General features: G+C 71.4%; 20 protein-coding genes. 11 read left to right on the top strand and 9 right to left on the bottom strand.

What is annotated here, in order from left to right:
• Position 1: 1 nt before the first annotated feature.
• Together ADK66_RS20180 and ADK66_RS20175 are read right to left on the bottom strand one after the other, a co-directional pair.
• The gene (locus ADK66_RS20180; RefSeq protein WP_053657614.1) at positions 2-898 is read right to left on the bottom strand and encodes a ribokinase; all 897 of its coding nucleotides are present in this window, start codon (positions 896-898) and stop codon (positions 2-4) included.
• 22 nt (positions 899-920) lie between these two features.
• The gene (locus ADK66_RS20175) at positions 921-1775 is read right to left on the bottom strand and encodes an ABC transporter ATP-binding protein (RefSeq protein ID WP_197281589.1); all 855 of its coding nucleotides are present in this window, start codon (positions 1773-1775) and stop codon (positions 921-923) included.
• A gap of 118 nt (positions 1776-1893) precedes the next feature.
• Between ADK66_RS20175 and ADK66_RS20170 the strand changes: the two genes are divergently transcribed.
• Both ADK66_RS20170 and ADK66_RS20165 read left to right on the top strand, forming a co-directional pair.
• A complete protein-coding gene (locus ADK66_RS20170; RefSeq protein ID WP_053657610.1) occupies positions 1894-2901 on the top strand; it encodes an ABC transporter ATP-binding protein in 1008 nt (335 codons plus the stop codon).
• A complete protein-coding gene (locus ADK66_RS20165) occupies positions 2898-3908 on the top strand; it encodes an ABC transporter permease subunit (RefSeq protein WP_053657609.1) in 1011 nt (336 codons plus the stop codon). Before ADK66_RS20170 ends, ADK66_RS20165 begins: the two co-directional genes overlap by 4 nt.
• A gap of 164 nt (positions 3909-4072) precedes the next feature.
• Here the strand turns inward: ADK66_RS20165 and ADK66_RS20160 are convergent, their stop codons facing one another.
• Positions 4073-5248 (bottom strand): ROK family transcriptional regulator, encoded by a 1176-nt coding sequence (locus ADK66_RS20160; RefSeq protein ID WP_053657608.1) that lies wholly within the window; start codon positions 5246-5248, stop codon positions 4073-4075.
• Positions 5249-5415: 167 nt separating this feature from the next.
• Here ADK66_RS20160 and ADK66_RS20155 point away from each other — a divergent pair, with 167 nt between their 5' ends.
• The 4 genes from ADK66_RS20155 to ADK66_RS20140 all read left to right on the top strand — a co-directional run bounded on the left by ADK66_RS20155 (position 5416) and on the right by ADK66_RS20140 (position 8675).
• Positions 5416-6870, top strand: a complete 1455-nt coding sequence (locus tag ADK66_RS20155) for a glycoside hydrolase family 3 N-terminal domain-containing protein (protein ID WP_053657607.1) — start codon at positions 5416-5418, stop codon at positions 6868-6870.
• 110 nt (positions 6871-6980) lie between these two features.
• Complete coding sequence (locus ADK66_RS20150; protein WP_053657666.1) at positions 6981-7523, top strand: hypothetical protein; 543 nt, start codon at positions 6981-6983, stop codon at positions 7521-7523.
• Complete coding sequence (locus ADK66_RS20145; protein WP_053657605.1) at positions 7520-8014, top strand: thiol-disulfide oxidoreductase DCC family protein; 495 nt, start codon at positions 7520-7522, stop codon at positions 8012-8014. Before ADK66_RS20150 ends, ADK66_RS20145 begins: the two co-directional genes overlap by 4 nt.
• The gene (locus ADK66_RS20140) at positions 7977-8675 is read left to right on the top strand and encodes a TetR family transcriptional regulator (protein WP_053657664.1); all 699 of its coding nucleotides are present in this window, start codon (positions 7977-7979) and stop codon (positions 8673-8675) included. Before ADK66_RS20145 ends, ADK66_RS20140 begins: the two co-directional genes overlap by 38 nt.
• A gap of 239 nt (positions 8676-8914) precedes the next feature.
• Here ADK66_RS20140 and ADK66_RS20135 read toward each other — a convergent pair whose 3' ends face one another.
• Positions 8915-9577, bottom strand: coding sequence for a GNAT family N-acetyltransferase (locus ADK66_RS20135; RefSeq protein WP_053657661.1), 663 nt, complete (start codon positions 9575-9577; stop codon positions 8915-8917).
• 195 nt (positions 9578-9772) lie between these two features.
• Between ADK66_RS20135 and ADK66_RS20130 the strand changes: the two genes are divergently transcribed.
• Together ADK66_RS20130 and ADK66_RS20125 are read left to right on the top strand one after the other, a co-directional pair.
• Positions 9773-9961, top strand: a complete 189-nt coding sequence (locus ADK66_RS20130; RefSeq protein WP_053657603.1) for a hypothetical protein — start codon at positions 9773-9775, stop codon at positions 9959-9961.
• 116 nt (positions 9962-10077) lie between these two features.
• Entirely contained in the window at positions 10078-10596 is a 519-nt protein-coding gene (locus ADK66_RS20125; protein ID WP_053657601.1) for a hypothetical protein, read from the top strand.
• Between the two features lie 29 nt (positions 10597-10625).
• Here ADK66_RS20125 and ADK66_RS20120 read toward each other — a convergent pair whose 3' ends face one another.
• Together ADK66_RS20120 and ADK66_RS20115 are read right to left on the bottom strand one after the other, a co-directional pair.
• Positions 10626-11372, bottom strand: coding sequence for a Clp protease N-terminal domain-containing protein (locus ADK66_RS20120; RefSeq protein WP_053657598.1), 747 nt, complete (start codon positions 11370-11372; stop codon positions 10626-10628).
• A 60-nt stretch (positions 11373-11432) separates the two neighbouring features.
• On the bottom strand, positions 11433-11834 hold the full coding sequence (locus ADK66_RS20115; protein ID WP_197281588.1) for a hypothetical protein: 402 nt from the start codon (positions 11832-11834) through the stop codon (positions 11433-11435).
• A 111-nt stretch (positions 11835-11945) separates the two neighbouring features.
• Between ADK66_RS20115 and ADK66_RS20110 the strand changes: the two genes are divergently transcribed.
• The 3 genes from ADK66_RS20110 to ADK66_RS20100 all read left to right on the top strand — a co-directional run bounded on the left by ADK66_RS20110 (position 11946) and on the right by ADK66_RS20100 (position 13780).
• Positions 11946-12773, top strand: coding sequence for a DUF72 domain-containing protein (locus tag ADK66_RS20110; RefSeq protein WP_197281590.1), 828 nt, complete (start codon positions 11946-11948; stop codon positions 12771-12773).
• A 70-nt stretch (positions 12774-12843) separates the two neighbouring features.
• Complete coding sequence (locus ADK66_RS20105) at positions 12844-13311, top strand: VOC family protein (RefSeq protein WP_231640106.1); 468 nt, start codon at positions 12844-12846, stop codon at positions 13309-13311.
• Positions 13312-13381: 70 nt separating this feature from the next.
• Positions 13382-13780: a nuclear transport factor 2 family protein gene (locus tag ADK66_RS20100; RefSeq protein ID WP_053657593.1), complete on the top strand. Its 399-nt coding sequence runs from the start codon at positions 13382-13384 to the stop codon at positions 13778-13780.
• 15 nt (positions 13781-13795) lie between these two features.
• Here the strand turns inward: ADK66_RS20100 and ADK66_RS20095 are convergent, their stop codons facing one another.
• The 3 genes from ADK66_RS20095 to ADK66_RS20085 all read right to left on the bottom strand — a co-directional run.
• On the bottom strand, positions 13796-15013 hold the full coding sequence (locus tag ADK66_RS20095) for an aromatic acid exporter family protein (protein WP_082377568.1): 1218 nt from the start codon (positions 15011-15013) through the stop codon (positions 13796-13798).
• Between the two features lie 105 nt (positions 15014-15118).
• Positions 15119-18100, bottom strand: a complete 2982-nt coding sequence (locus ADK66_RS20090) for a glycoside hydrolase family 3 protein (RefSeq protein ID WP_053657591.1) — start codon at positions 18098-18100, stop codon at positions 15119-15121.
• A 311-nt stretch (positions 18101-18411) separates the two neighbouring features.
• Positions 18412-18904: non-reducing end alpha-L-arabinofuranosidase family hydrolase (locus ADK66_RS20085; RefSeq protein ID WP_255353045.1), on the bottom strand; the 493-nt coding region annotated here is incomplete at its 5' end.

Raw genomic sequence — 18904 nt, 5'->3', positions numbered from 1 at the left:
GTCAGCCCGGGGCGTACAGCTCGTCGATCTCGGCGCGTCGCGGCAGTGCCACCGAGGCACCGAGCTTGCGGACGCAGGCAGCGCCGGCCGCCGACGCCCAGCGCACCGCGTCGACAACGTCCCGACCTTCGCCCCAGCCGACGGCAAGCGCGGCCGTGAACGCGTCACCGGCGGCGGTGGAGTCGACCACGTCGACGGGTACCGCGGGCACGTGCGCCTCGGTGCCGTCCCGGTCGACGTACCAGGCGCCCGCGTCGCCGAGGGTGAGCACGGCGCGGGGCACCAGGTCGAGCAGAGCGCGCGGTTCCTCCCGGCCCCGGCCGGTGAACGCCTGCGCCTCGCCCTCGTTGACGACAAGCAGGTCGACGGCGGCGAGCAGTTCCGGCGGCAGGTCCCGGGCCGGTGCGGCGTTCAGGATGACCCGGGTGCCGGCGGCGCGGGCGGCCACAGCGGCGGCGGCCACGGTCTGCACCGGGATCTCCAGCTGGGCGACCAGGACGTCCGCCGCGCGTATCGCCGCGAGTTCGTCGTCGGTGAGACCGACAAGCGCGTCGTTGGCGCCGGGGGTCACCATGATGGCGTTCTCCCCCTGCGCGTTGACCATCACCAGCGCCACGCCGGACGCGCCGTAGACCACGCGCAGATGACTGGTGTCCACACCGGCCGCGGTGATCCGGGCCTTGAGGGTGACGCCGAAGGCATCCGAGCCGATGGCGCCGAGGAAGACACAGGAGGCGCCGGCCCGGACGGCGGCGACCGCCTGGTTGGCACCCTTGCCGCCGGGCACCATCACGAAGTCGGTACCGAGCATTGTCTCGCCCGGCCGAGGTAGCGAGGGCGCCATCGCGACCAGGTCCATGTTGGCGCTGCCCACGACGACCACGCGGGTCTGCGACATGGTCACCCTCCCCGTCGGCTGCTCAGGCGGCGCGGGCGGTGTAGCGGTCGCCGGACCGCTCGACCACCAGCGGCAGACCGAAGGTCTTGGAGAGGTTGTCGCCGGTGAGCGTCTCGGCGAGCAGCCCCTGGGCGACCACCGCCCCTTCGCGCAGCAGCAGCGCGTGGGTGAACCCGGGCGGGATCTCCTCCACGTGGTGGGTGACGAGCACCATGGCCGGGGCGTCCGGGTCGTACGCCAGCTCGGCCAACCGGGCGACCAGGTCCTCACGCCCACCCAGGTCGAGCCCGGCGGCGGGTTCGTCGAGCAGCAGCAGCTCCGGGTCGGTCATCAGTGCCCGGGCGATCTGGACCCGCTTGCGTTCGCCCTCGGAGAGGGTGCCGTAGCGACGTTCGGCGAGGCCGCCGATGCCGAGCTGGCTGAGCAGCGCCCGTGCCCGCGCCTCGTCACCGCGGTCGTAGCTCTCCCGCCAGCGGCCGACGACCGACCAGGCGGCGGTCACCACGACGTCGCTTACCTGCTCGTCGGCGGGCACCCGCTCGGCGAGCGCCGCTGTGGAGAGCCCGATCCGGGTACGCAGCTCGTTGACGTCGGTGCGGCCGATCCGCTCGCCCAGGACGTGCGCGACGCCTGTGGTGGGGTGCAGTCGGCCGGCGGCGAGGTTGAGCAGTGTGGTCTTGCCCGCGCCGTTGGGGCCGAGCACCACCCAGCGCTCGTCCAGCTCGACGCGCCAGGTCAGGTCCTGCAACAGGGCGGTGCCGGAACGGCGTACGCCGACGCCGTCGAGGCTGACCACCAGATCCGGGTCCACGGGGGCGGCGGCAGGCGCGGCGCCGGCAGCGCCGGGGATCAGGTCACCAGTCACCTCTCCATCCAACCACGCAGCGTCGGGGTGCCCCCCACGGGCGGCGTCGCGGCCATAGGGTGAGCGCCGTGTCGTTGATCACCATCGCTGGAGGACGGCTCGTGCCAGGTCGAGGTTCGGAGCCGCGCGGATGAGCGCGGTCATCGAGATCGAGGGTCTGCGCAAGACCTTCCACAGCATGCGTAACGGCCGGCGGGTGGCGGTGGACGGGTTCGACCTGCTGGTCGAGGCGGGCCAGGTCCACGGCTTCCTGGGCCCGAACGGCTCCGGCAAGACGACCACCCTGCGTGCCCTGCTCGGGCTGGTACGCGCCGACAGCGGGGTGATGAAGGTGTTCGGCGAGCGGTCGCCGGAGCTGCTGCCCCGGGTGGCCGGGCGGGTCGGCGCGATAGTGGAGAGCCCGCAGTTCTTCGGCAACTTCACAGGGCACCGCACGCTGCGGCTGCTCGCCCGCGCGGGCGACGTGCCGATCTCGCGGGTGGACGAGGCCCTGGAGTTGGTGGGCCTGCGTGACCGTGGTGACGAGCGGGTCAAGGGTTACTCGCTGGGGATGAAGCAGCGCCTCGCGGTGGCGTCGGCGTTGTTGAAGGATCCCCAGCTGCTGATCCTGGACGAACCGGCGAACGGTCTGGACCCGGCGGGGATCCGGGAGATGCGGGACCTGATGCGGACGTTGGCAGCGGCCGGGGTGACAGTGCTGGTGTCCAGTCACATCCTGGGCGAGATCCAGCTGATCTGCGACCACGTCACGATCATCTCGCGGGGCCGGCGGGTGGCGGCGGGTCGGGTGGACGAGGTGCTGGCCGGCTACGACCGGCAGGAGTTCCTGGTCCGGGTGGCCGAGCCGGAGCGCGCCGCCGAGGTGTTGCAGGCGGTGGAGCTGACGGCGGCAGTGGACGGCGACGCGCTTGTGGTGAGCGGGGTGACCGATCCGACGATCGTCAGTCGGGCGCTCGGTGAGCAGGGGCTGTGGGTGGGTGAGCTGACTCCGCTGCGGCCGGATCTGGAGAGCGTCTTCCTGGAGCTGACCGGCGCCGGGCACACGTGGATGCCCCGGCAGGTCGACGGTTCGGAGTTGCCTGCCGACGACGAGGACCGCGCGATGATCGATCTCGACGTACGGGGAGTGGACTCGTGAACCTGGTCCGGGCCGAGTTGGAGCGGCTGGCGGCGCGCCGCTTCGTGCAGCTCATGGTCGTCCTGCTGGCGCTGGCGTTCGCCGTCACCGCGGCGACCACACTGGCCGGCTCACACAAGCCCAGCGCCGAGGAGATGGCCTCGGCGCGGACGCAGGCCATCGCCGCACGGCAGGGCATGGAGGCAGCGTTCCAGGAGTGCCTGGCCTGGAAGGACCGCACGGTCCCCCGCGACACCGGCGACTATCAACCCGCCGACTGCTCGGAGATCGACCCGGCCCGGCAGGACCGGTTGCCTATCGCTTCGGACTATCTGCGCGGGGTGTTCAGCTTCGCCCAGCAGGCTCGCCCGCTGCTGTACTTCCTCATCGCGTTCCTGGCGATGTTCGGGTTCCTGGTCGGCGCCTCGTACATCGGCGCGGACCTGAACTCCGGCGGGGTGGTGAACCTGCTGCTGTGGCGACCACGCCGGCTCACTGTGCTCGCCGCCAAGCTCGGCACCCTGCTCGGCGTGGTGCTGGCGTTGTCGGTGGTGGCCTCGCTGGTCTACCTGGCCACGTTCTGGGTGATCGGTCAGGCGGCAGGGCTGGCCGGCCAGCCCGACGGGGGGTTCTGGCGGTCGCTGGGCGCCGTCCACGGCCGCGGTCTGGTGCTGGTGTTGCTGACCACCGCCCTGGGCTTCGCCATCGCGACGCTGGGCCGGCACACGTCGGCGGCGCTCGGTGCCGTCGCCGCGTACGCCGTGGTGTGGGAGTTGGGCGCCCGGGTGGTGATGGAGATCGTGGACGCCCGGCGGCCGGACCAGCTGATGCTCTCCAGTCACATCGGGGCGTGGCTCACCGGCGAGGCACGGTTCTGGGATCCGCAGCTCTGTTACAACTCGACGGGCGCCTTCTGCGACGGCCTCTACACGCTGACCTGGCGGCCTGCGCTGGCGGTGCTGCTTCTGCTCACCGGCGCGTTGACAGCGGCGGCGTTCGCCGTGTTCCGCCGCCGCGACCTGGTCTGAGGCGGGCCACCCCCGCCAGCCGCCGCCGGACGGCCAGGGCCGGCCGCCGCTGCCGGACTTCCCCGGTCGTGGCCGCCCGCGCGGGCGGCCACGACCGGGCGGCAAGAGCTTGCAGTACGGCCGCCAGCGGTGAAATATTCCTTCACATGACCGCCAGGGCGGGATCAGCCGACTGTGGAGCCGAACACCTCGTCGCGGACGGCGTCCAGTGCGGTGCGCAGCGCGCCGCGCAGGATCGGCTCCTCGGTGAGCCCCGTGGGCACCACCCGTGGCCGCACCAGGGTGATGGCCGCGACCTCGCGCTGCACCCGCTCGGCGAGGGCTTCCCCGCCGGCCTGGCCGACCTCACCGGCGAGCACCACGAGCGGCGGGTCGAGCACCACGCAGGTGCTCGCCACACCGAGGGCGAGCCGCCGGGCCAGCTCGTCGAGCATCGGGCCGCCCGCAGCGCCGTCGGCGACGGCCGCGCGTACCGCCTCGGCGGCGTCGGTGGCCGGGTAGCCGTGCTCGCGGGCGACAGCGCGCACCGAGTCCGCGCCGATGACCTGCTGGAAGGCCGGCTTGGCTCGGCGGGAGACGTCGCGTGGGATGGGCGCGCCGGGCACCGGCAGGTAGCCGATCTCGCCGGCCGCACCGCTGCTGCCGTGGTGCAGCCGTCCACCCAGCATGATGGCGAGGCCGACGCCGGCGCCGACCCAGACGAGCACGAAGTCGGCCATCCCCTGCGCGGCGCCGGACTGCGCCTCGGCCACCGCGGCCAGGTTGACGTCGTTCTCGAAGACCACAGGGGTGTGCAGGTCGTCGCGCAGCGCGGCGAGCAGGCCGCTGTGCCAGCGCGGCAGGTTGAAGGCGAAGGTGATGTCGCCGGTGTGGGGGTCGACCAGGCCGGGGGTGCCGAGCACGATCCGCCGGACGCTGCTGAGCTGTGCCTGTGCGCTGCTCGCGGCCTGCACGACTGCGTTGTGCACCACGCCCACCGGGTCGTCGGTGTCCCGCGTCGACTGCTCGACCCGGCCGATGACCGCGCCGGTGATGTCGGCGCAGGCGGCCACCACCCGGTCCGGGCCGACGTCCACTCCGACGACGTGTGCGCTGCCCGGGCGTACCGCGTAGAGCTGGGCGTTCGGTCCTCGACCGCCGGCCTGCTCGCCGACCCGGGTGACCAGGCCGCGCTCCTCCAGCCGCTCGACGAGTTGAGAGGCGGTGACTTTGGACAGCCCGGTCAGCTCGCCCAGCCGGGCCCGGGTGAGCGGCCCGCGTTCGAGGAGCAGTTCGAGCGCCGCGCGGTCGTTGAGGGCCCGCAACAGGCGGGGGGTGCCGGGCAGCCGGGTCGCACTCATGCCACGTCCTCTAGTTTTAGTAAACTTTGCTAACTGTAAAACGACCTGCGAGCGGGTAGCCGTAGCGTATCGGCCACCCGCAGGTGGAGCGCTCGGCCGACCGTGCAGGGAGATGACCACCACGGGTACGACTTTTCGCAGCCGTGGACAGAGAAGGGGAAGATCACGTGAGGCTGGATCCAGGGCTGCGCAGGCTCGCGCTGGGCACGTTGCTCGCCGCGTACCAGGGACCGGTCCCGCCGGAGTGGGCTGTCGAACTGCTCGCCGACGGGCTGGCCGGGCACACCCTCTTCGGCACCAACGTGCGGGATCCCGGCCAGGTCGCGGCCAGCACCGCCGCGCTGCGCAGCGGCCGACCCGACGCGCTGATCGCCATCGACGAGGAGGGCGGCGACGTGACCCGGCTGGCGCACGCCACCGGCAGCCCGTACCCCGGCAACGCCGCCCTCGGCGCGATCGGCGACGTGGCGCTCACCCGGCGGGTCTACCAGGCGATCGGCGCCGAACTGGCCGCGCTCGGCATCACCGTCAACCTCGCCCCGACAGTTGACGTCAACAGCGCCGACGACAACCCCGTGATCGGCACGAGGTCGTTCGGCGCGGATCCGCTCCGGGTGGCCGCCCACTCGGCCGCCGCCGTCTCCGGGCTCCAGTCCGCGGGTGTCGCCGCCTGCGCCAAGCACTTTCCCGGCCACGGCGCCACAGTCACCGACTCGCACCATGAGCTGCCAATGGTGGACGTTCCGGTGGAGCTTCTGCGCCAGCGGGACCTGCCGCCATTCGCCGCGGTCGTCGCCGCCGGTGCGCGTGCCGTGATGACCGCGCACATCCGGGTGCCCGCGCTGACCGGCGACGGTCCGGCCACCTTCAGCCGGGCCGTCCTTGTCGACCTCCTCCGCGGTGAGTACGGCTTCACCGGCACCGTGATCACCGACGCGCTGGAGATGAAGGGCGCGGCGGTGGCCGCCGGTGGAGTCGGGCCGGCCGCGGTCCGGGCCCTGGCGGCCGGCGCCGACCTGCTGTGCATCGGCGCGAAGGTCGATGCCGAGCTGGTCGAGCGGGTGGCCGCACAGATCGTCGAGGCGCTTGCCGACGGCACGCTTGCGACCGCACGGGTCGAGGAGGCGGCCGGCCGCGCCGCCGCGCTGGCGGCCTGGACCCGGGCCGCAGGCGACGCGCCGGCAACGGTCGACCCCGATCTGGGGTACGCGGCGGCACGCCGGGCGGTCCGGGTGGACGGTGTGCTCACCGGGCTGGACCAGCCTCTTGTGGTGCAGCTGCACACCGAGTCCACGATCGCCGAGGGGCGGGTGCCGTGGGGCCTCGGTCCGCACCTGGACGGCGTGCCCGAGATCAGGGTGGTAGCCGCCGAGACCGACCACGCGACGCTGCGCGGGCTGGCCGGTGACCGGTCGATAGTGCTTGTGGGCCGGCACCTGCACCGGTTGCCCGGCGGCCCAGAGCTGATCACCGCCCTGGCCGCGGAGCACCCGGTGACAGTTGTCGAGATGGGCTGGCCGGCGCAGTGGCGTCCGTCCGGCGTACGCGCCTTCGTCACGACGTACGGCGCGAGTCACGCAAACGGCCGGGCGGCCGCGGAGGTCCTCGGCCTGGCCGGCTGAGACCCGGCGTCCTCTGTGGCGGGTTGCCCGCCGGCAGCTGTTGAACACGTTCAAATGTTGCTCTACGCTCATGGCATCACCAGTTGAACGTGTTCAAGAAGGGTCTCCGCATGGATACCAAGGTCTGGATGTACCTGATCTACCTGGCAGTGAGCGTCGGCCTGACCATCTGGGTGGCCCGTGCGCTGGCCCGCAACGGGCAGGTCTTCCTCGAAGAGGTGTTCGCCGACGAACGGCTCGCCCGCGCCGTCAACAGCCTGCTCGTGGTCGGGTTCTACCTGCTCAACCTCGGCTACGTGACGGTGTCGATGAAGCACCCGGACCCGGTGGATTCGACAAGCCAGGCGATGGAGGAGCTGTCGATGAAGATCGGCCTGGTGCTCCTGGTGCTCGGCGCGCTGCACTTCTTCAACGTCTTCGCACTGGGCCGGTACCGGCGGAATCGACTCCGCCAGATGGCCCCGCACCCGCCGCTGGCGCCGATCGGCAGGCTCCCGATGCAATACGCGGCCGCACCGCAGCAGCCCGCACCGCACCAGCCCGTGCCTCAGCCCGTCGGAGCGCCGCCCGTCGGAGCGCCGCCCGTCGGACCACAGCAGGGCGGGCCGCAGCCGGGTGGCACTGGCCCGGGAACCAACCCTCAGGCCCGATGACCGTCACACCGGCCGGCGGTCCCGAGCGGCCTCTGAACCCCACCGCGCACGGGGGTGGTGGGGTCCAGAGGTTCACCGTCCTGTTCGACGCGACGTGCCCGCTGTGCCGGGCCGCCCGCCGGTGGCTCGCGTCGCGCCCCCAGCTCGTACCCCTTGAGTTCGTGCCGGCCGGCTCGGCTGACGCCCGTCGGCGCTTCCCCGGCCTCGACCACGACGCGACGCTGCGTGATCTGACAGTGGTGGCCGACACCGGGGAGGTGTACGCGGGCGACGGCGCCTGGTTCGCGTGCCTCTGGGCGCTTGCCGACTACCGGTCCACGGCCGAGCGGCTGGCGCGGCCGCACCTGTTGCCGCTCGCCCGGCAGGTGGTGGCCACCGCCTCGGCGATCCGGGAGCGGATTCGCGATCCGTTGGCCGAGCCGACGGATGACCTGGCGGGATACGGTGGCCCCGATGACCGAGCAGCCTGCGCCGACGACCACTGCGGGTGATCCTGCGACCGTCCGGGGCGAGCAGACCCGACAGCTGATCCGGGACACCGCGATGCGGCTGTTCCGGGAGCGGGGCTACGCCCAGACCACGATGCGGGCGATCGCGCAGGAGGCCGGGGTGGCGGTGGGCAACGCCTACTACTACTTCGGTTCGAAGGACCACCTGATCCAGGAGTTCTACGCCCAGTCCCAGGTCGAGCACCGGGCTGCCGCCCAACCGGTGCTCGACCGGGAGGACGCGTTCGCCGCTCGGCTCGCGGGCGTGCTGCACGCCGCCATCGACGTGCTGACCCCGTCGCACGAGTTCGCGGCCAGCTTCTTCAAGATGGCGGCGGAGCCCACGTCGCCGCTGAGCCCCTTCTCCGCGGAGTCCTCGGGCCCCCGGGAAGCGGCCATCGGGCTCTTCGCCGAGGTGCTCAACGGCTCAACCGCCAAGGTCGACCCCGAGCTGCGCCCTCAACTGCCCGAGCTGCTCTGGCTGGCGTACATGGGCGTGGTCCTCTACTGGGTGCACGACAGGTCGCCCGGGCAGATCAAGACCCGACAGTTGATCGACGGCGCCGTGCCGTTGATCGACCAACTGGTGGGGTTGTCCCGGCTTCGGGTGCTCCGCCCGGCGACGCGACAGGTGCTCGCCCTCATCCGCACGCTACGTCACTGACCCTGCCGATCACCTCTTCGGGTCGCGCCGCAGGTCAAGTCCACAATTTGACACTCCGAGTCGACCGCTTACGCCTTGCACCACACCACTTCGATACGTAGCGTGATCGAAACAGGTCGGCCCGCCGCGGCCGGTCTCCCGTTACCGGGACCTGGGGGGAGGTTGGGGACCGTGGATCCGGCCCGGGATCCACGGTCCGCGCCCTGACGACCGACAGGCGGGTCGCGCCGGTCGCCCGCTCACTGCGGATAGACCCCGTACGCCCGCCAGCCCCGATCCGGGAAGCCCGCCGCCTCCGCGACCCGCGCCGAGGCGTGGTTGTCCTTCTCGTGCAGGTACGTCGGCACCGCGCCCTCGTCGAGCACCCGCCGTGCCGCCTGTGCCACAAGTCGAGGCGCGAGACCGCGACCCCGGGCGGCAGGCACTGTGCCGACGGCCAGCTCCTGCCCGTACGCGTCGTGCCGTTTGATCCCGGCCCCGGCCAGGTACGCGCCGTCCGCGTCCCGCACGACGAGCACCGGCCTGTCGAACAGCCGCAACCAGGGCGGGAGCCCGGGGGCGGTGGACTCGGTCCACTCCCCCACGTCCGGCAGCGGGGCAGGGTTGAGACTCCACCGGAACGGGCCGTCGTGCAGGCTCCAGGCAGGCAGGCCGACGGCGTCCGGTAGCGAGGCGAGCAGACGGTCCGGTGCGCGTGCGAGCAGCGCCCGGATCGCCGCCACCCGCTCCGGCGCGACGGAGAGCACCGCGCTGTGCCCGGTGTCCACGGCGAGCGCCGGGCGCAGCCGACCGTCCCAGGCTGGCCGGGTCCGCCGGTGGGAGGCGACGACGTGCAACCCGGGCGCGGCCGGCCACTGGCCGAGCCAGGACGCCAGGTGCAGGTGGAGCCGCCGGTCGAGCATGCGTACCTCCCCCGTCACCCGGCCGTCGTGGATCACCGTACGCCGGGTGGCGCGACCGGGCGGGGCGATCCGGCAGCGCCGGGGGTATGCGGCGAGCCACTTCTCACGTGCGTATTCGAACCCGGAACCGGGTAGACCAATCGAGCGTCATATGTATTTCCATATCTCGACACCTTTGTCTGGGACGGTAGGGCCATGCCGATACAGCCGAACGACCGCCACCTCCAGGACCCCGAGCGACCCTGGCGGGCAGCGGAGGCCGTGGGACACCTCCCGGCCCAGCCACGGCACCGGGCGCCGCGCACCAACGGCGCCCTGCCCTGGGCGGCGCTGGACGCGCTACCGGCCGGCAGTTCCAGTCGGCACCGCCTCAACACCCACTGACCAGGTTCCACGCCCGGGCGCACGACACACCCGGGCCGTCCAGCGGCGGCATTCGCACACCTGTCGGGTAATTTCTTGTGGTCCGGATTCCGGCCACGACAGGAGAAGCTCCGCGCATGGGCAAGAAGACGATCCACGTCTCCGATTTCACCGGCACCGTTCTGCAGCAGGACGACGAGGTGGTTCGCGTCGTCGTCCTGGAGCACCCGGACCTGGTCGCCGGGCCTGTGCAGCTGGATGCCACCCCGGGCGAGGTGGAGAACATCGACGACGCGGCCCTTGACGTGGCCGTGGTCGAGATCCACGACCGGCACGGTGGCGGCGAGCCCCGGCGGGTGGTGCTCACCGCCAGCGAGTTCGATGCGATGGCCACCGACGTGCCGATGGCGCAGTTGCTGAAGACCGCCGAGCGGGTCCGCCCGCCCAAGGCCCGCAAGAGCGCCGAGAAGATCGACTACGGCACGCTGGAGCACGCCGGCAAGCCGCACCGGGGTCGGGTCACCGAGGAGGAGGCCCGGCTGGTGCGCGAGCACCTCGACGAGGTCAACAAGCGGCTCGCCGACGCGGGCGTACGCCAGATCGACCCGGCCGATCCGGAGCACGCCCTGCGGTACGGCTTCCCCGACGTCTCCTGAGCCGCCGCCCGGCGGATCACCAGGCGGCGCTACGGGGTGGTGTCGCCCGCCCCGGCCGCCTTGACCACGGCGGCGAGGGTGGCGACCAGGTCGGCCTCGACCGCTGCCTTCTCCAGGCCGAGGGTGGTGAGCACACCGGCGCCGTCCTCCTGCTCCAGCAGGGCGAGCAGGATGTGCTCGGTGCCGATGTAGTTGTGCCCGAGGCGCAGCGCCTCCCGGAAGGTCAGCTCCAGCGCCTTCTTGCCCCGCGCGTCGTACGGAATGAGGTCCGGGACCTGCTCGGCCCGCGGCGGGAGGACGGCGGCGACCGCCTCGCGCACCGCCTCGGGAGTGATCCCGCGACCGGCTATCGCCCTGGCGGCGAGCGCGTCCGGTTCGGCGAGCAGGCCCAGCACCAGGTGCTCGGGGCCGATCTCGGTGTTGCCGCTGTCACGGGCCTCTTCCTGCGAGGCCATCACGACGTTGCGGGCGCGAGGGGTGAACCGGCCGAAGCCGTCGTTCGGGTCGAGCGGCGTGTCGGTCGCCTTCGGCACGAAGCGCTTCTGGGCGGCCTGCTTGGTGACCCCCATGCTGCGTCCGATGTCGGTCCAGGAGGCGCCGGAGCGCCGCGCCTGGTCGACGAAGTGCCCGATCAGGTGGTCGGCGACCTCGCCGAGGTGATCGGCGGCGATCACCGCATCGGTCAGTTGGTCGAGCGCGTCGGGGTGCGCTTTCTTGATCGCCTGGATCAGGTCATCGAGCTTGACTGGGTTGCTCATCTGGAAAGGTTCCGTCATGCGTCAACCATAAGTTGACGCACGCTCATCGTCAACCCTTAGTTGACGATGGCCGCCCGTTCACACTGCTGTCTCGGCGTACTCCGGTAGGCGGCGGGCGACCTCGGCGTTCCTGGTGGGCAGTTCGAGGCCGATGCCGTCCGGGTACATCCGGCCGAACCCGTGCCAGAGGCCCGGGATGCCGGCCCGACGAGCGGCGATCGCCGCCCCCGGCAACCCCCACTCGTGCACCACCAGGTCGGGGCTCAGGCGCGCGAATTCCGGTTCGAGGTCCTCGGCGTACGCCTCGTAGAACACGTCGCCGGGACGGAACGGCCGCAGTCCGTTCGCGGCGAGCGGCGCGTGCACAGCCGGGCCCGCGGCGAAGTGGACCTCGTGACCGGCGTCCCGCGCGGCGATCGCCAGCGGGATCAGCGGATAGGTGTGACTGACTGACGAAAGGCTGGCGAACACCACACGCATGCCCGGACCATACTGCCGCACCGTCGGCCCGATCGGGTCCGTCGATGCGTATACGGTGGGCTCCGGTCAGGCACGGGGAGGGCGGTCATGCGGCTGCACGTGGGATGCGCGATGTGGACCCACAGGGCGTGGCAGGGGCGCCTGGTGGCGCATCCGCTGCCACCCACCGAACGTCTACGGCACTACGCGAGTTGGTGCGACGCCGTCGAGGGGAACACCACGTTCTACGCCACCCCCGCCCGGGACACTGTGGCGTCATGGGCGGCGCAGACCGATCCCGCCTTCCGGTTCGTCCTCAAACTTCCCAAGGTCATCACGCACGAGCGACGGCTGGCCGACGCCGAGGGACCGCTGCGCGCCTTCCTGGACGCCATCGAGCCGCTCGGCCCGCGCGCCCACGCCATCTGGGTCCAACTGCCCGGCTCGTTCGCTCCCGCCGACGTGCCGGCCCTGGGCCGTTTCCTTGGTCAACTCCCGCAATCCCACAGGTACGCCGTGGAGGTCCGTCACCAGGCGTTCTTCAGCGACACCTCCGCGATCCGGCTGCTCGAAGCGACCCTCGCCGGCGTTTCGGCCGAGTGGATCCCCTTCGACACCACAGCGTTCTTCACGAGCCCGCCGACAAGCGACGCGGAGCGGGACGCCTGGACCAAGAAGCCCCGCCTGCCGCTGCGGTCGTCGGCGCTCACCGACCGCCCGATCGTCCGCTATCTCGGTCGTGACGACGTCACCCGGACGACCGAGGGGTGGCAGGGCTGGGTCGGCATCGTCGCCGACTGGCTGCGTGAGGGCCGCTCCCCGACGGTGTTCATCCACACCCCGGACAACGCCGACGCGCCGGTGCTCGCCCGCCGGTTCCACGACGAGGTACGCGCCCGCGTACCCGACCTCGACGCGTTGCCCGATCCGATACCTGCCGAACCGCTGACCCTCTTCTGACCAGCGCTGCCGCGCTTCGGACCAGCGCTGGCGTGGCGATCGCGATTGCGGAACCGCATTGTCCGCGATCGTGGATAGCGTGATCGCCGACGACATCGACGAGGGGGACACGATGAGCCTGCGGGGATTCGCCACACTCAACATCTGGGCCGACGACGTGGCAGCGGCCACCGAGTGGTACGCGGAGTTCCTGGGCCAGGAGGCGTACTTCCTGCGGCCGGGCCCGGACGGGCGCCCCGCGTACACCGAGTTCCGTATCGGCGACTACCAGGGCGAGTTGGGCATCATCGACCGCAGGTGGGCGCCACCCGGGGCGACGGCGCGGCCCGGCGGCGTCGTCATGCACTGGCACGTCGACGACCTTGAGGCCACCGTGGCGCGGCTGTTGGCGATGGGCGCGACGGAGTACCAGCCGATCACGCCGCACGGTGACCAGGGTTTCATCACCGCCTCGGTTGTCGACCCGTTCGGCAACGTACTTGGCGTGATGACGAACCCGCACTACCTCGACGTGCTCGCCGCACGCGCGACGGCCTGACCGGGCGCTCGATGTCGGTGCCTCGTGGTGCACTGGCGCCGACATCACGGGCCAGGCGGAAGGGCTATTCATGGACACCCGAGAGGCGGCCCGGCGCTGGGCCAGGACGTGGGCCGACGCCTGGCCGATCAAGGACGCCGAGGCGATCGCCGCCCTCCAGAACGAGAGCGGCGACCACTGGGCCTCGATGTTCCGTCCCTACCGGGGGCGGTCCGGCCTGCGTGCCTATCTGACGGAGTGCTTCACGGAGGAGTCCCGCCCGGCGCAGGTGTGGTTCGCCGAGCCACGCGTCGATGGCGACACGGCGGCTGTGGAGTACTGGTCGGTGATCCACGTCGACGACCAGCCCATGACCATCTCCGGCTGCACCGTGCTGCGCTTCGACGAGGCTGGCCTGGTGGCCGAGTCTCGGGACTATTCGCACGCCACGCAGGGCCGCCACCTGCCACCGGGCGACCTCTTCGGGTGACGTCCAGTTGGCGACTCATGCGTGCTCCTCCCCCCAACCCCCCGCCCGGCGCACCATCCTGGCGGCGCGTTCGGTCTCCACACCGCTGGAGATGAGCAGATCGTGCGCGGCGGTCCGAAACTCGCCCACCGCGATCAGCCCCGAATAGCCCAGCCTGTGCACGTGCGGGCCGGTGGTGATCCGCGAAACCCCACCCTGTGCCTGCCCTACCAACTCGACGCCCTTCAGGATCTGCTCGCGCGTCTCCCGTGGCTCCGTTCCGGCCTGGATCGCCCAGCGCAGGGTCACCAATGACGCGCCCAGCAGGTCGACGGCCGCCGGGAGTTCCTCGGGTATCGGTTCGTCGTCTTTGAGGGCCGTCGTGAGTCGCCGCGTCAGGGACCGCGCGCTGTGTATGGAGCGTTCCAGGTGACGGATGGAATCCGCGTGGAAGGCCAGGGAGTCGCGCTCGCGCCACCGCAGGGGCGCCAACCGCACCACCTCCTCGGCCGCGCTGAGCCCTTCGTTCAGCGCGTTGATCTGGGGGGTGAGGCTCCGCAACATGCCGAGGCTCCGTTCGGCGTCGTCGAGGTTGCGAATGCGCACCGCCGCAGACAGCGAGTGCAGGGCCGTGGCCGAGGAGTTGACGACGGGCTCGGCCAGGCGCAGCAGCGTCCGCTTCGGGTGGATGGGCACCAGCAGCAGCCCGACCGCCAGCCCGACCAACCCGCCCACCGCGGCGTCGACGAACCGGGGAACGGACAGCTCGTGTACGGGCGGTTCCAGGGTGGCGATGAGCACCGCGGTGCCACCGGCCTGGGTGATCAGGGAGCCACCACCCTTGAGCAGCACGGCCACGGTGATCGCCAGGATGACGACGACACCCGTCTGCCAGGGCCCGATGCCGAAGAACGGCATGAGGAGGTCGCCGACGGCGAGCCCCAGGGTCACCCCGGCCAGCAGCTCGATGGTGCGCCGCAGACGTGATCCCATCGACGCGGCCACGATGCCGACCGCTGTGGTGGGCGCGACGATCGGCGAGGGATCGTCCAGGAAGTGGTACGCCACGAACCACGCGATCGACGCCGCGATGCCCGCCTGGACGGTGAGCAGACCGTACAGGCGCAGCCTCCAGGCGCGGGCGCGTGCCGTGCGCTGTCCCCGCTCCCGCAGGTCGGCGAGCGTCCGGTGCGCCCGGTCACGCACGTGCGGCTGCGGACCGGGTTCGGCGGCCGGCTGCTGGTTGGCAGGCACGGCGCCGCTTACCCAGCCAGCACCAAACTATCCGGTAGGTCAGCAGCGGGTGGAAAGGGCGCAGCCGGGCCGGGACGGAGGTTCCCGTCCCGGCCCGGGCACGGGTCACCTGATGGAAAAGTCGGCAAGCCGCAGCGCCGAGCCGAACACCAGGTACACGTCGTGGGTGCCGGCGGCACCCGCCAGCCTGGTGCTCACGCTGGCGTACCGGTAGTCGTCACCGGTGCTGGGCACGGCGGCCGTGCCGAGCAACCGTCCGGTGGGCGAGCCCAGCCGGATCTGAATGGTGCCGGCGCCCGCGCCGGCCCTTGCCACCTTCGCGGTAAAGGTGTGGACGCCAGGGCGCAGAGCGGAGCCGTCGAACGAGATCCACTGGCCGGCGGCGGTGGCGCCCACTGCCGTACCGCTGGGTTTCGTCTCGTCGACGAGCCGGACTCCGGCGTACCTGTCGAAGTTCTCCGCCCGAGTGGGTCGGGACAGGTCACGCGCCGGGATGGTCTCGCCCCGCACCTGGACCGCGGTCCGGCCCCGGAGGTCCCCGACGGACGCGCCGATCAGGAGATCGTAGGTGGACGACTCGACCACCCAACGGCTGCGGGTGACATCCCAGTGCGCCAGGTCGGCGGCGGACAGCCGCAGCGTCGCGGTACGGGTCTGCCCGGCCGGGATCTGCACCCGCTGGAACGCCTTGAGCGCCCGGAGCGGAGTCTTGTCCCGCGAGGTGCGCTGGTGGGTGTAGAGCTGCACCACCTCGGCCCCGGCCCGGCTGCCGACGTTCGTCACGTCGACCCGGACCGTGATGGTGCCGTCGGCCCGTACCGACCGCGCGTCGACGCGGGGCTGGCCGTACCGGAACCGGGTGTACGACAGCCCGTGGCCGAACGGGTAGAGCGGCTTCGCGCTGCTGTACAGGTACGTCTGGTCGGACGAGATGATGTCGTACTCCAGCAGGTCCGGCGGCAGTTGCCGGTCCGAGCGGTACCAGGTCTGGGTGAGCTTGCCGGACGGGTTGCGGTCGCCGAACAGGACGTCGGCGATGGCGTGCCCGGTCTCGGCGCCCGCGTGGGTGGTCCAGACGATTGCCGGGACGTGCTCCTGCTCCCAGCCGGTGGTGACCGGGTAGCTGGTCTGGAGCACCAGCACGGTACGCGGGTTGGCCCTGGTCACGGCCTTGACCAGCGCCTCCTGGCCGGCGCTCAGCGCCATCGACGTGCGGTCGTGCGCCTCGCGGCCGTTGATGAACGGGTTGCTGCCGACCACGAGCACGGCGGTGTCGGCAGCCCTGGCCGCGGCGACCGCCCTGTCGATTCCGCTGCTGATCACGTCACGGCTGAAGTGGGTGGCGTCGGCCGCCGTGGTGGCGCCGAGCGTGAGGGCACCGTCGGCACCGACGGTGATGTACCGCTCGGGGCCGAACCAGCTCTCCTTGGTCTCGTAGCCGGCGTAGCGCAGCGCGACGGTTCCGTCGGCCTGCGGCTCCAGCTTGAACTGCTGCTGCACGTACCAACCGTTTGGCTGCTCGTCGCGGGTGAGGAACGGCCCCCAGTTGTAGCCGAGGTAGCGGCCGTTGGCGGCGTTGCGCAGCGTCACCACGTCCTGGCCCCAGTCCACCACGTCGAACTGGGCGGCGGCGGAGGCCGTGGTGCCGGTGGCGGCGACCGGATCGGCGTCGGTGGTGCCGGTGGCAGTGACGTACCGGCCAGCCGGGTCCTTCAGGGTGATCCGGTCGGCCCCGTCGAGCCCGGTGACGCTGGCTGCGCTGCCCAGCCGTTCGCGGATGCCGTCGAGCGCCGTCACCTGGTACGGCAGGTCGCCGCCGTACCAGTCGGTGTAGAGGGTGTCGGCCAGCGGGCCGAGCACTGCCACCTTGCGGGTCCGGGTCGGGTCCAGCGGAAGTGCCTGCCGGGAGTTCTTGAGCAGCACCATCGCCTCGCCGGCGGCCTGCCGGGCCAGGCGCTGGTGTTCGGGGCTGTTGATGACGTCAGGGGTGATGCCGCCGTACCGGCCGCCGCCAGGGTCGAACTCACCCAGCCGGATCCGGAGGTTCAGGGTCTCCCGGATGCGGGCGTCGATGTCGCGCTCGGTGAGCAGCCCGGTCGCCAGTGCCTGCTTGATGGCGGTGACTGTCGGCTGCGCGTTCGTGTCGTCGGTGATGAAGCTGTTGGCGCCGGCCTTGACGATGGCGGCGTTCCCCTCGGGCAGTGTCGCGTAGTACCCCTGGGAGCCGATGAGGTTGTTCGGTGCCCAGGCGTCGGTCACGTTCATCAGCGGCTTGTCGGTCCAGCCGCGGATCACCGTGGCGAGGTCCGGGTCCACCGTCGCGGGGCGGCCGTTGACCAGGTTGTACGAGGCCATCACCCCGGTCGCCGCGTCGGCGGCGATTGCCGGTTTGAACGCGGCGCGCTCGTACTCGTTGAGCACCCGAGGGGGCACGTTCGAGGACGTGACGTCGCGGCGTACCTCGTTGTTGTAGGCCAGGTAGTGCTTGAGGGTCGGTGCGCTCTTGAGGTGGTCGGGGTCCCCGCCGGTCATCCCGGAGCCGTACGCCGTGGAGATCGCGGCGGTGAGCGTCGGGTCCTCCGAGTAGCCCTCCTCGTTGCGGCCCCAGCGGGGGTCGCGGAGCAGGTTGACCACCGGCGCCCACAGGTTGAGCCCCCAGACCCGGGGATTCTGCGCGTGGTGGCCGCGCGCCTCGTCGCCGACGGCCGAGCCGACCCGCTGGATCAGGTCCGGGTTCCAGGTGCTCGCCATGCCCACCGGCTGCGGGAACGTCGTCCCCTTGGCCTTCACCACCGCGCCGTTGTTGTCGATGTCGGTCGACCAGGCGATCCCGTGCAGCGCCTCGGTGCCGGTCTTGAACAGGCCGATGCCCAGCCGTGGGATGGCCGGTTGGTACTGGTGCAGCATCGAGATCTTCTCGTCCTGGGTGAGCCGGCCGAGCAGATCGTCGACGCGGGCGTTCACGGGCAGGTGAGGATCTCGGAACGGGTACGTGGGTTCGGCGAGTGCCGTGCCGGGGACGACCGGCAGGGCGAGCAGGGCGAGCGCGAGCGCGGTGATTCCGCGCCGGAGGCGCCTGTTCCGCATGCGGTTCTCCTCGTGTCGTGCGGCAGATGCCCAGGGGGCGCCGAGATCGGCGTGGTCAGGCTCGACACCCTGCCGGAGGGCCCGGGAATCGAGGTCGTCGAAGCGCTTCGATGACCCGGCGGCGATGCCACGGCCGCAATTGGTGGTGATGGGCGCAACTATAGACGCGCGCCTATGAATGGCAAGAGCGTGCGCGGTGCCGGGGCGGCCGGGATTCCGCGTGCGGCGGGCGGGCCCGGTGTCGCACCGAGCCCGCCCGCTGCGGGTCGAGCCTGTTCGTCCGGCCTGGTCTGCGCCGGAGTCGACTGCTGTCAGCGTTGCAGGGTCAGCAGGCCCGGACGGTAGGGCAGCAGACCGTAGTCACCGCCGGAGTTGGGCGAGCGGCCCTGGTACAGCAGTTGCAGGTTGCACGGATCCACAGTCATGGTCTGATCGGCGTTGGTCCGCAACAACTCACCATGGCTGATGTCATTGGTCCACGTCGCGCCACTGTTGGCCTTACCCGCGAACGGGTTGCTCTCCGTGGCCGCCTGCGGCGTCCACGACCCACCCAAACTGGTGGCCGTGAACGACCGGAAGTAGCGACCCTGCGACCCGATCGCCTCCACGATCATCAGATACCGGCTCTGACCCTGAAGCTTGTAGACCTGCACCGCCTCGAACAAGTTGTTCGTCGAGTCACTCATGATCGTCGTGTAGTTGCTGCCGAAACTGCCCGGGAAGTTCCCGATCGGCATACTCGCCCGATAGATCTTGCCGTTGTCCCCGGCGAAGAACAGATACATGTTCTGATCGTCACCGATC

Origin of the sequence: Micromonospora sp. NRRL B-16802, assembly GCF_001279555.1 — a bacterium.
GTDB lineage: Bacteria > Actinomycetota > Actinomycetes > Mycobacteriales > Micromonosporaceae > Micromonospora > Micromonospora profundi.
Note: the sequence above shows the minus strand (reverse complement) of the source record. Positions and strands in the feature narration are given on the sequence as shown.

Coding starts and splice junctions, on each gene's coding strand:
- ADK66_RS20180 (WP_053657614.1), bottom strand. CDS start 898: ATGTCGCAGACCCGCGTGGTCGTCGTGGGCAGCGCCAACATGGACCTG.
- ADK66_RS20170 (WP_053657610.1), top strand. CDS start 1,894: ATGAGCGCGGTCATCGAGATCGAGGGTCTGCGCAAGACCTTCCACAGC.
- ADK66_RS20160 (WP_053657608.1), bottom strand. CDS start 5,248: ATGAGTGCGACCCGGCTGCCCGGCACCCCCCGCCTGTTGCGGGCCCTC.
- ADK66_RS20150 (WP_053657666.1), top strand. CDS start 6,981: ATGGATACCAAGGTCTGGATGTACCTGATCTACCTGGCAGTGAGCGTC.
- ADK66_RS20145 (WP_053657605.1), top strand. CDS start 7,520: ATGACCGTCACACCGGCCGGCGGTCCCGAGCGGCCTCTGAACCCCACC.
- ADK66_RS20140 (WP_053657664.1), top strand. CDS start 7,977: ATGACCGAGCAGCCTGCGCCGACGACCACTGCGGGTGATCCTGCGACC.
- ADK66_RS20135 (WP_053657661.1), bottom strand. CDS start 9,577: ATGCTCGACCGGCGGCTCCACCTGCACCTGGCGTCCTGGCTCGGCCAG.
- ADK66_RS20130 (WP_053657603.1), top strand. CDS start 9,773: ATGCCGATACAGCCGAACGACCGCCACCTCCAGGACCCCGAGCGACCC.
- ADK66_RS20125 (WP_053657601.1), top strand. CDS start 10,078: ATGGGCAAGAAGACGATCCACGTCTCCGATTTCACCGGCACCGTTCTG.
- ADK66_RS20120 (WP_053657598.1), bottom strand. CDS start 11,372: ATGACGGAACCTTTCCAGATGAGCAACCCAGTCAAGCTCGATGACCTG.
- ADK66_RS20115 (WP_197281588.1), bottom strand. CDS start 11,834: ATGCGTGTGGTGTTCGCCAGCCTTTCGTCAGTCAGTCACACCTATCCG.
- ADK66_RS20110 (WP_197281590.1), top strand. CDS start 11,946: ATGTGGACCCACAGGGCGTGGCAGGGGCGCCTGGTGGCGCATCCGCTG.
- ADK66_RS20100 (WP_053657593.1), top strand. CDS start 13,382: ATGGACACCCGAGAGGCGGCCCGGCGCTGGGCCAGGACGTGGGCCGAC.
- ADK66_RS20090 (WP_053657591.1), bottom strand. CDS start 18,100: ATGCGGAACAGGCGCCTCCGGCGCGGAATCACCGCGCTCGCGCTCGCC.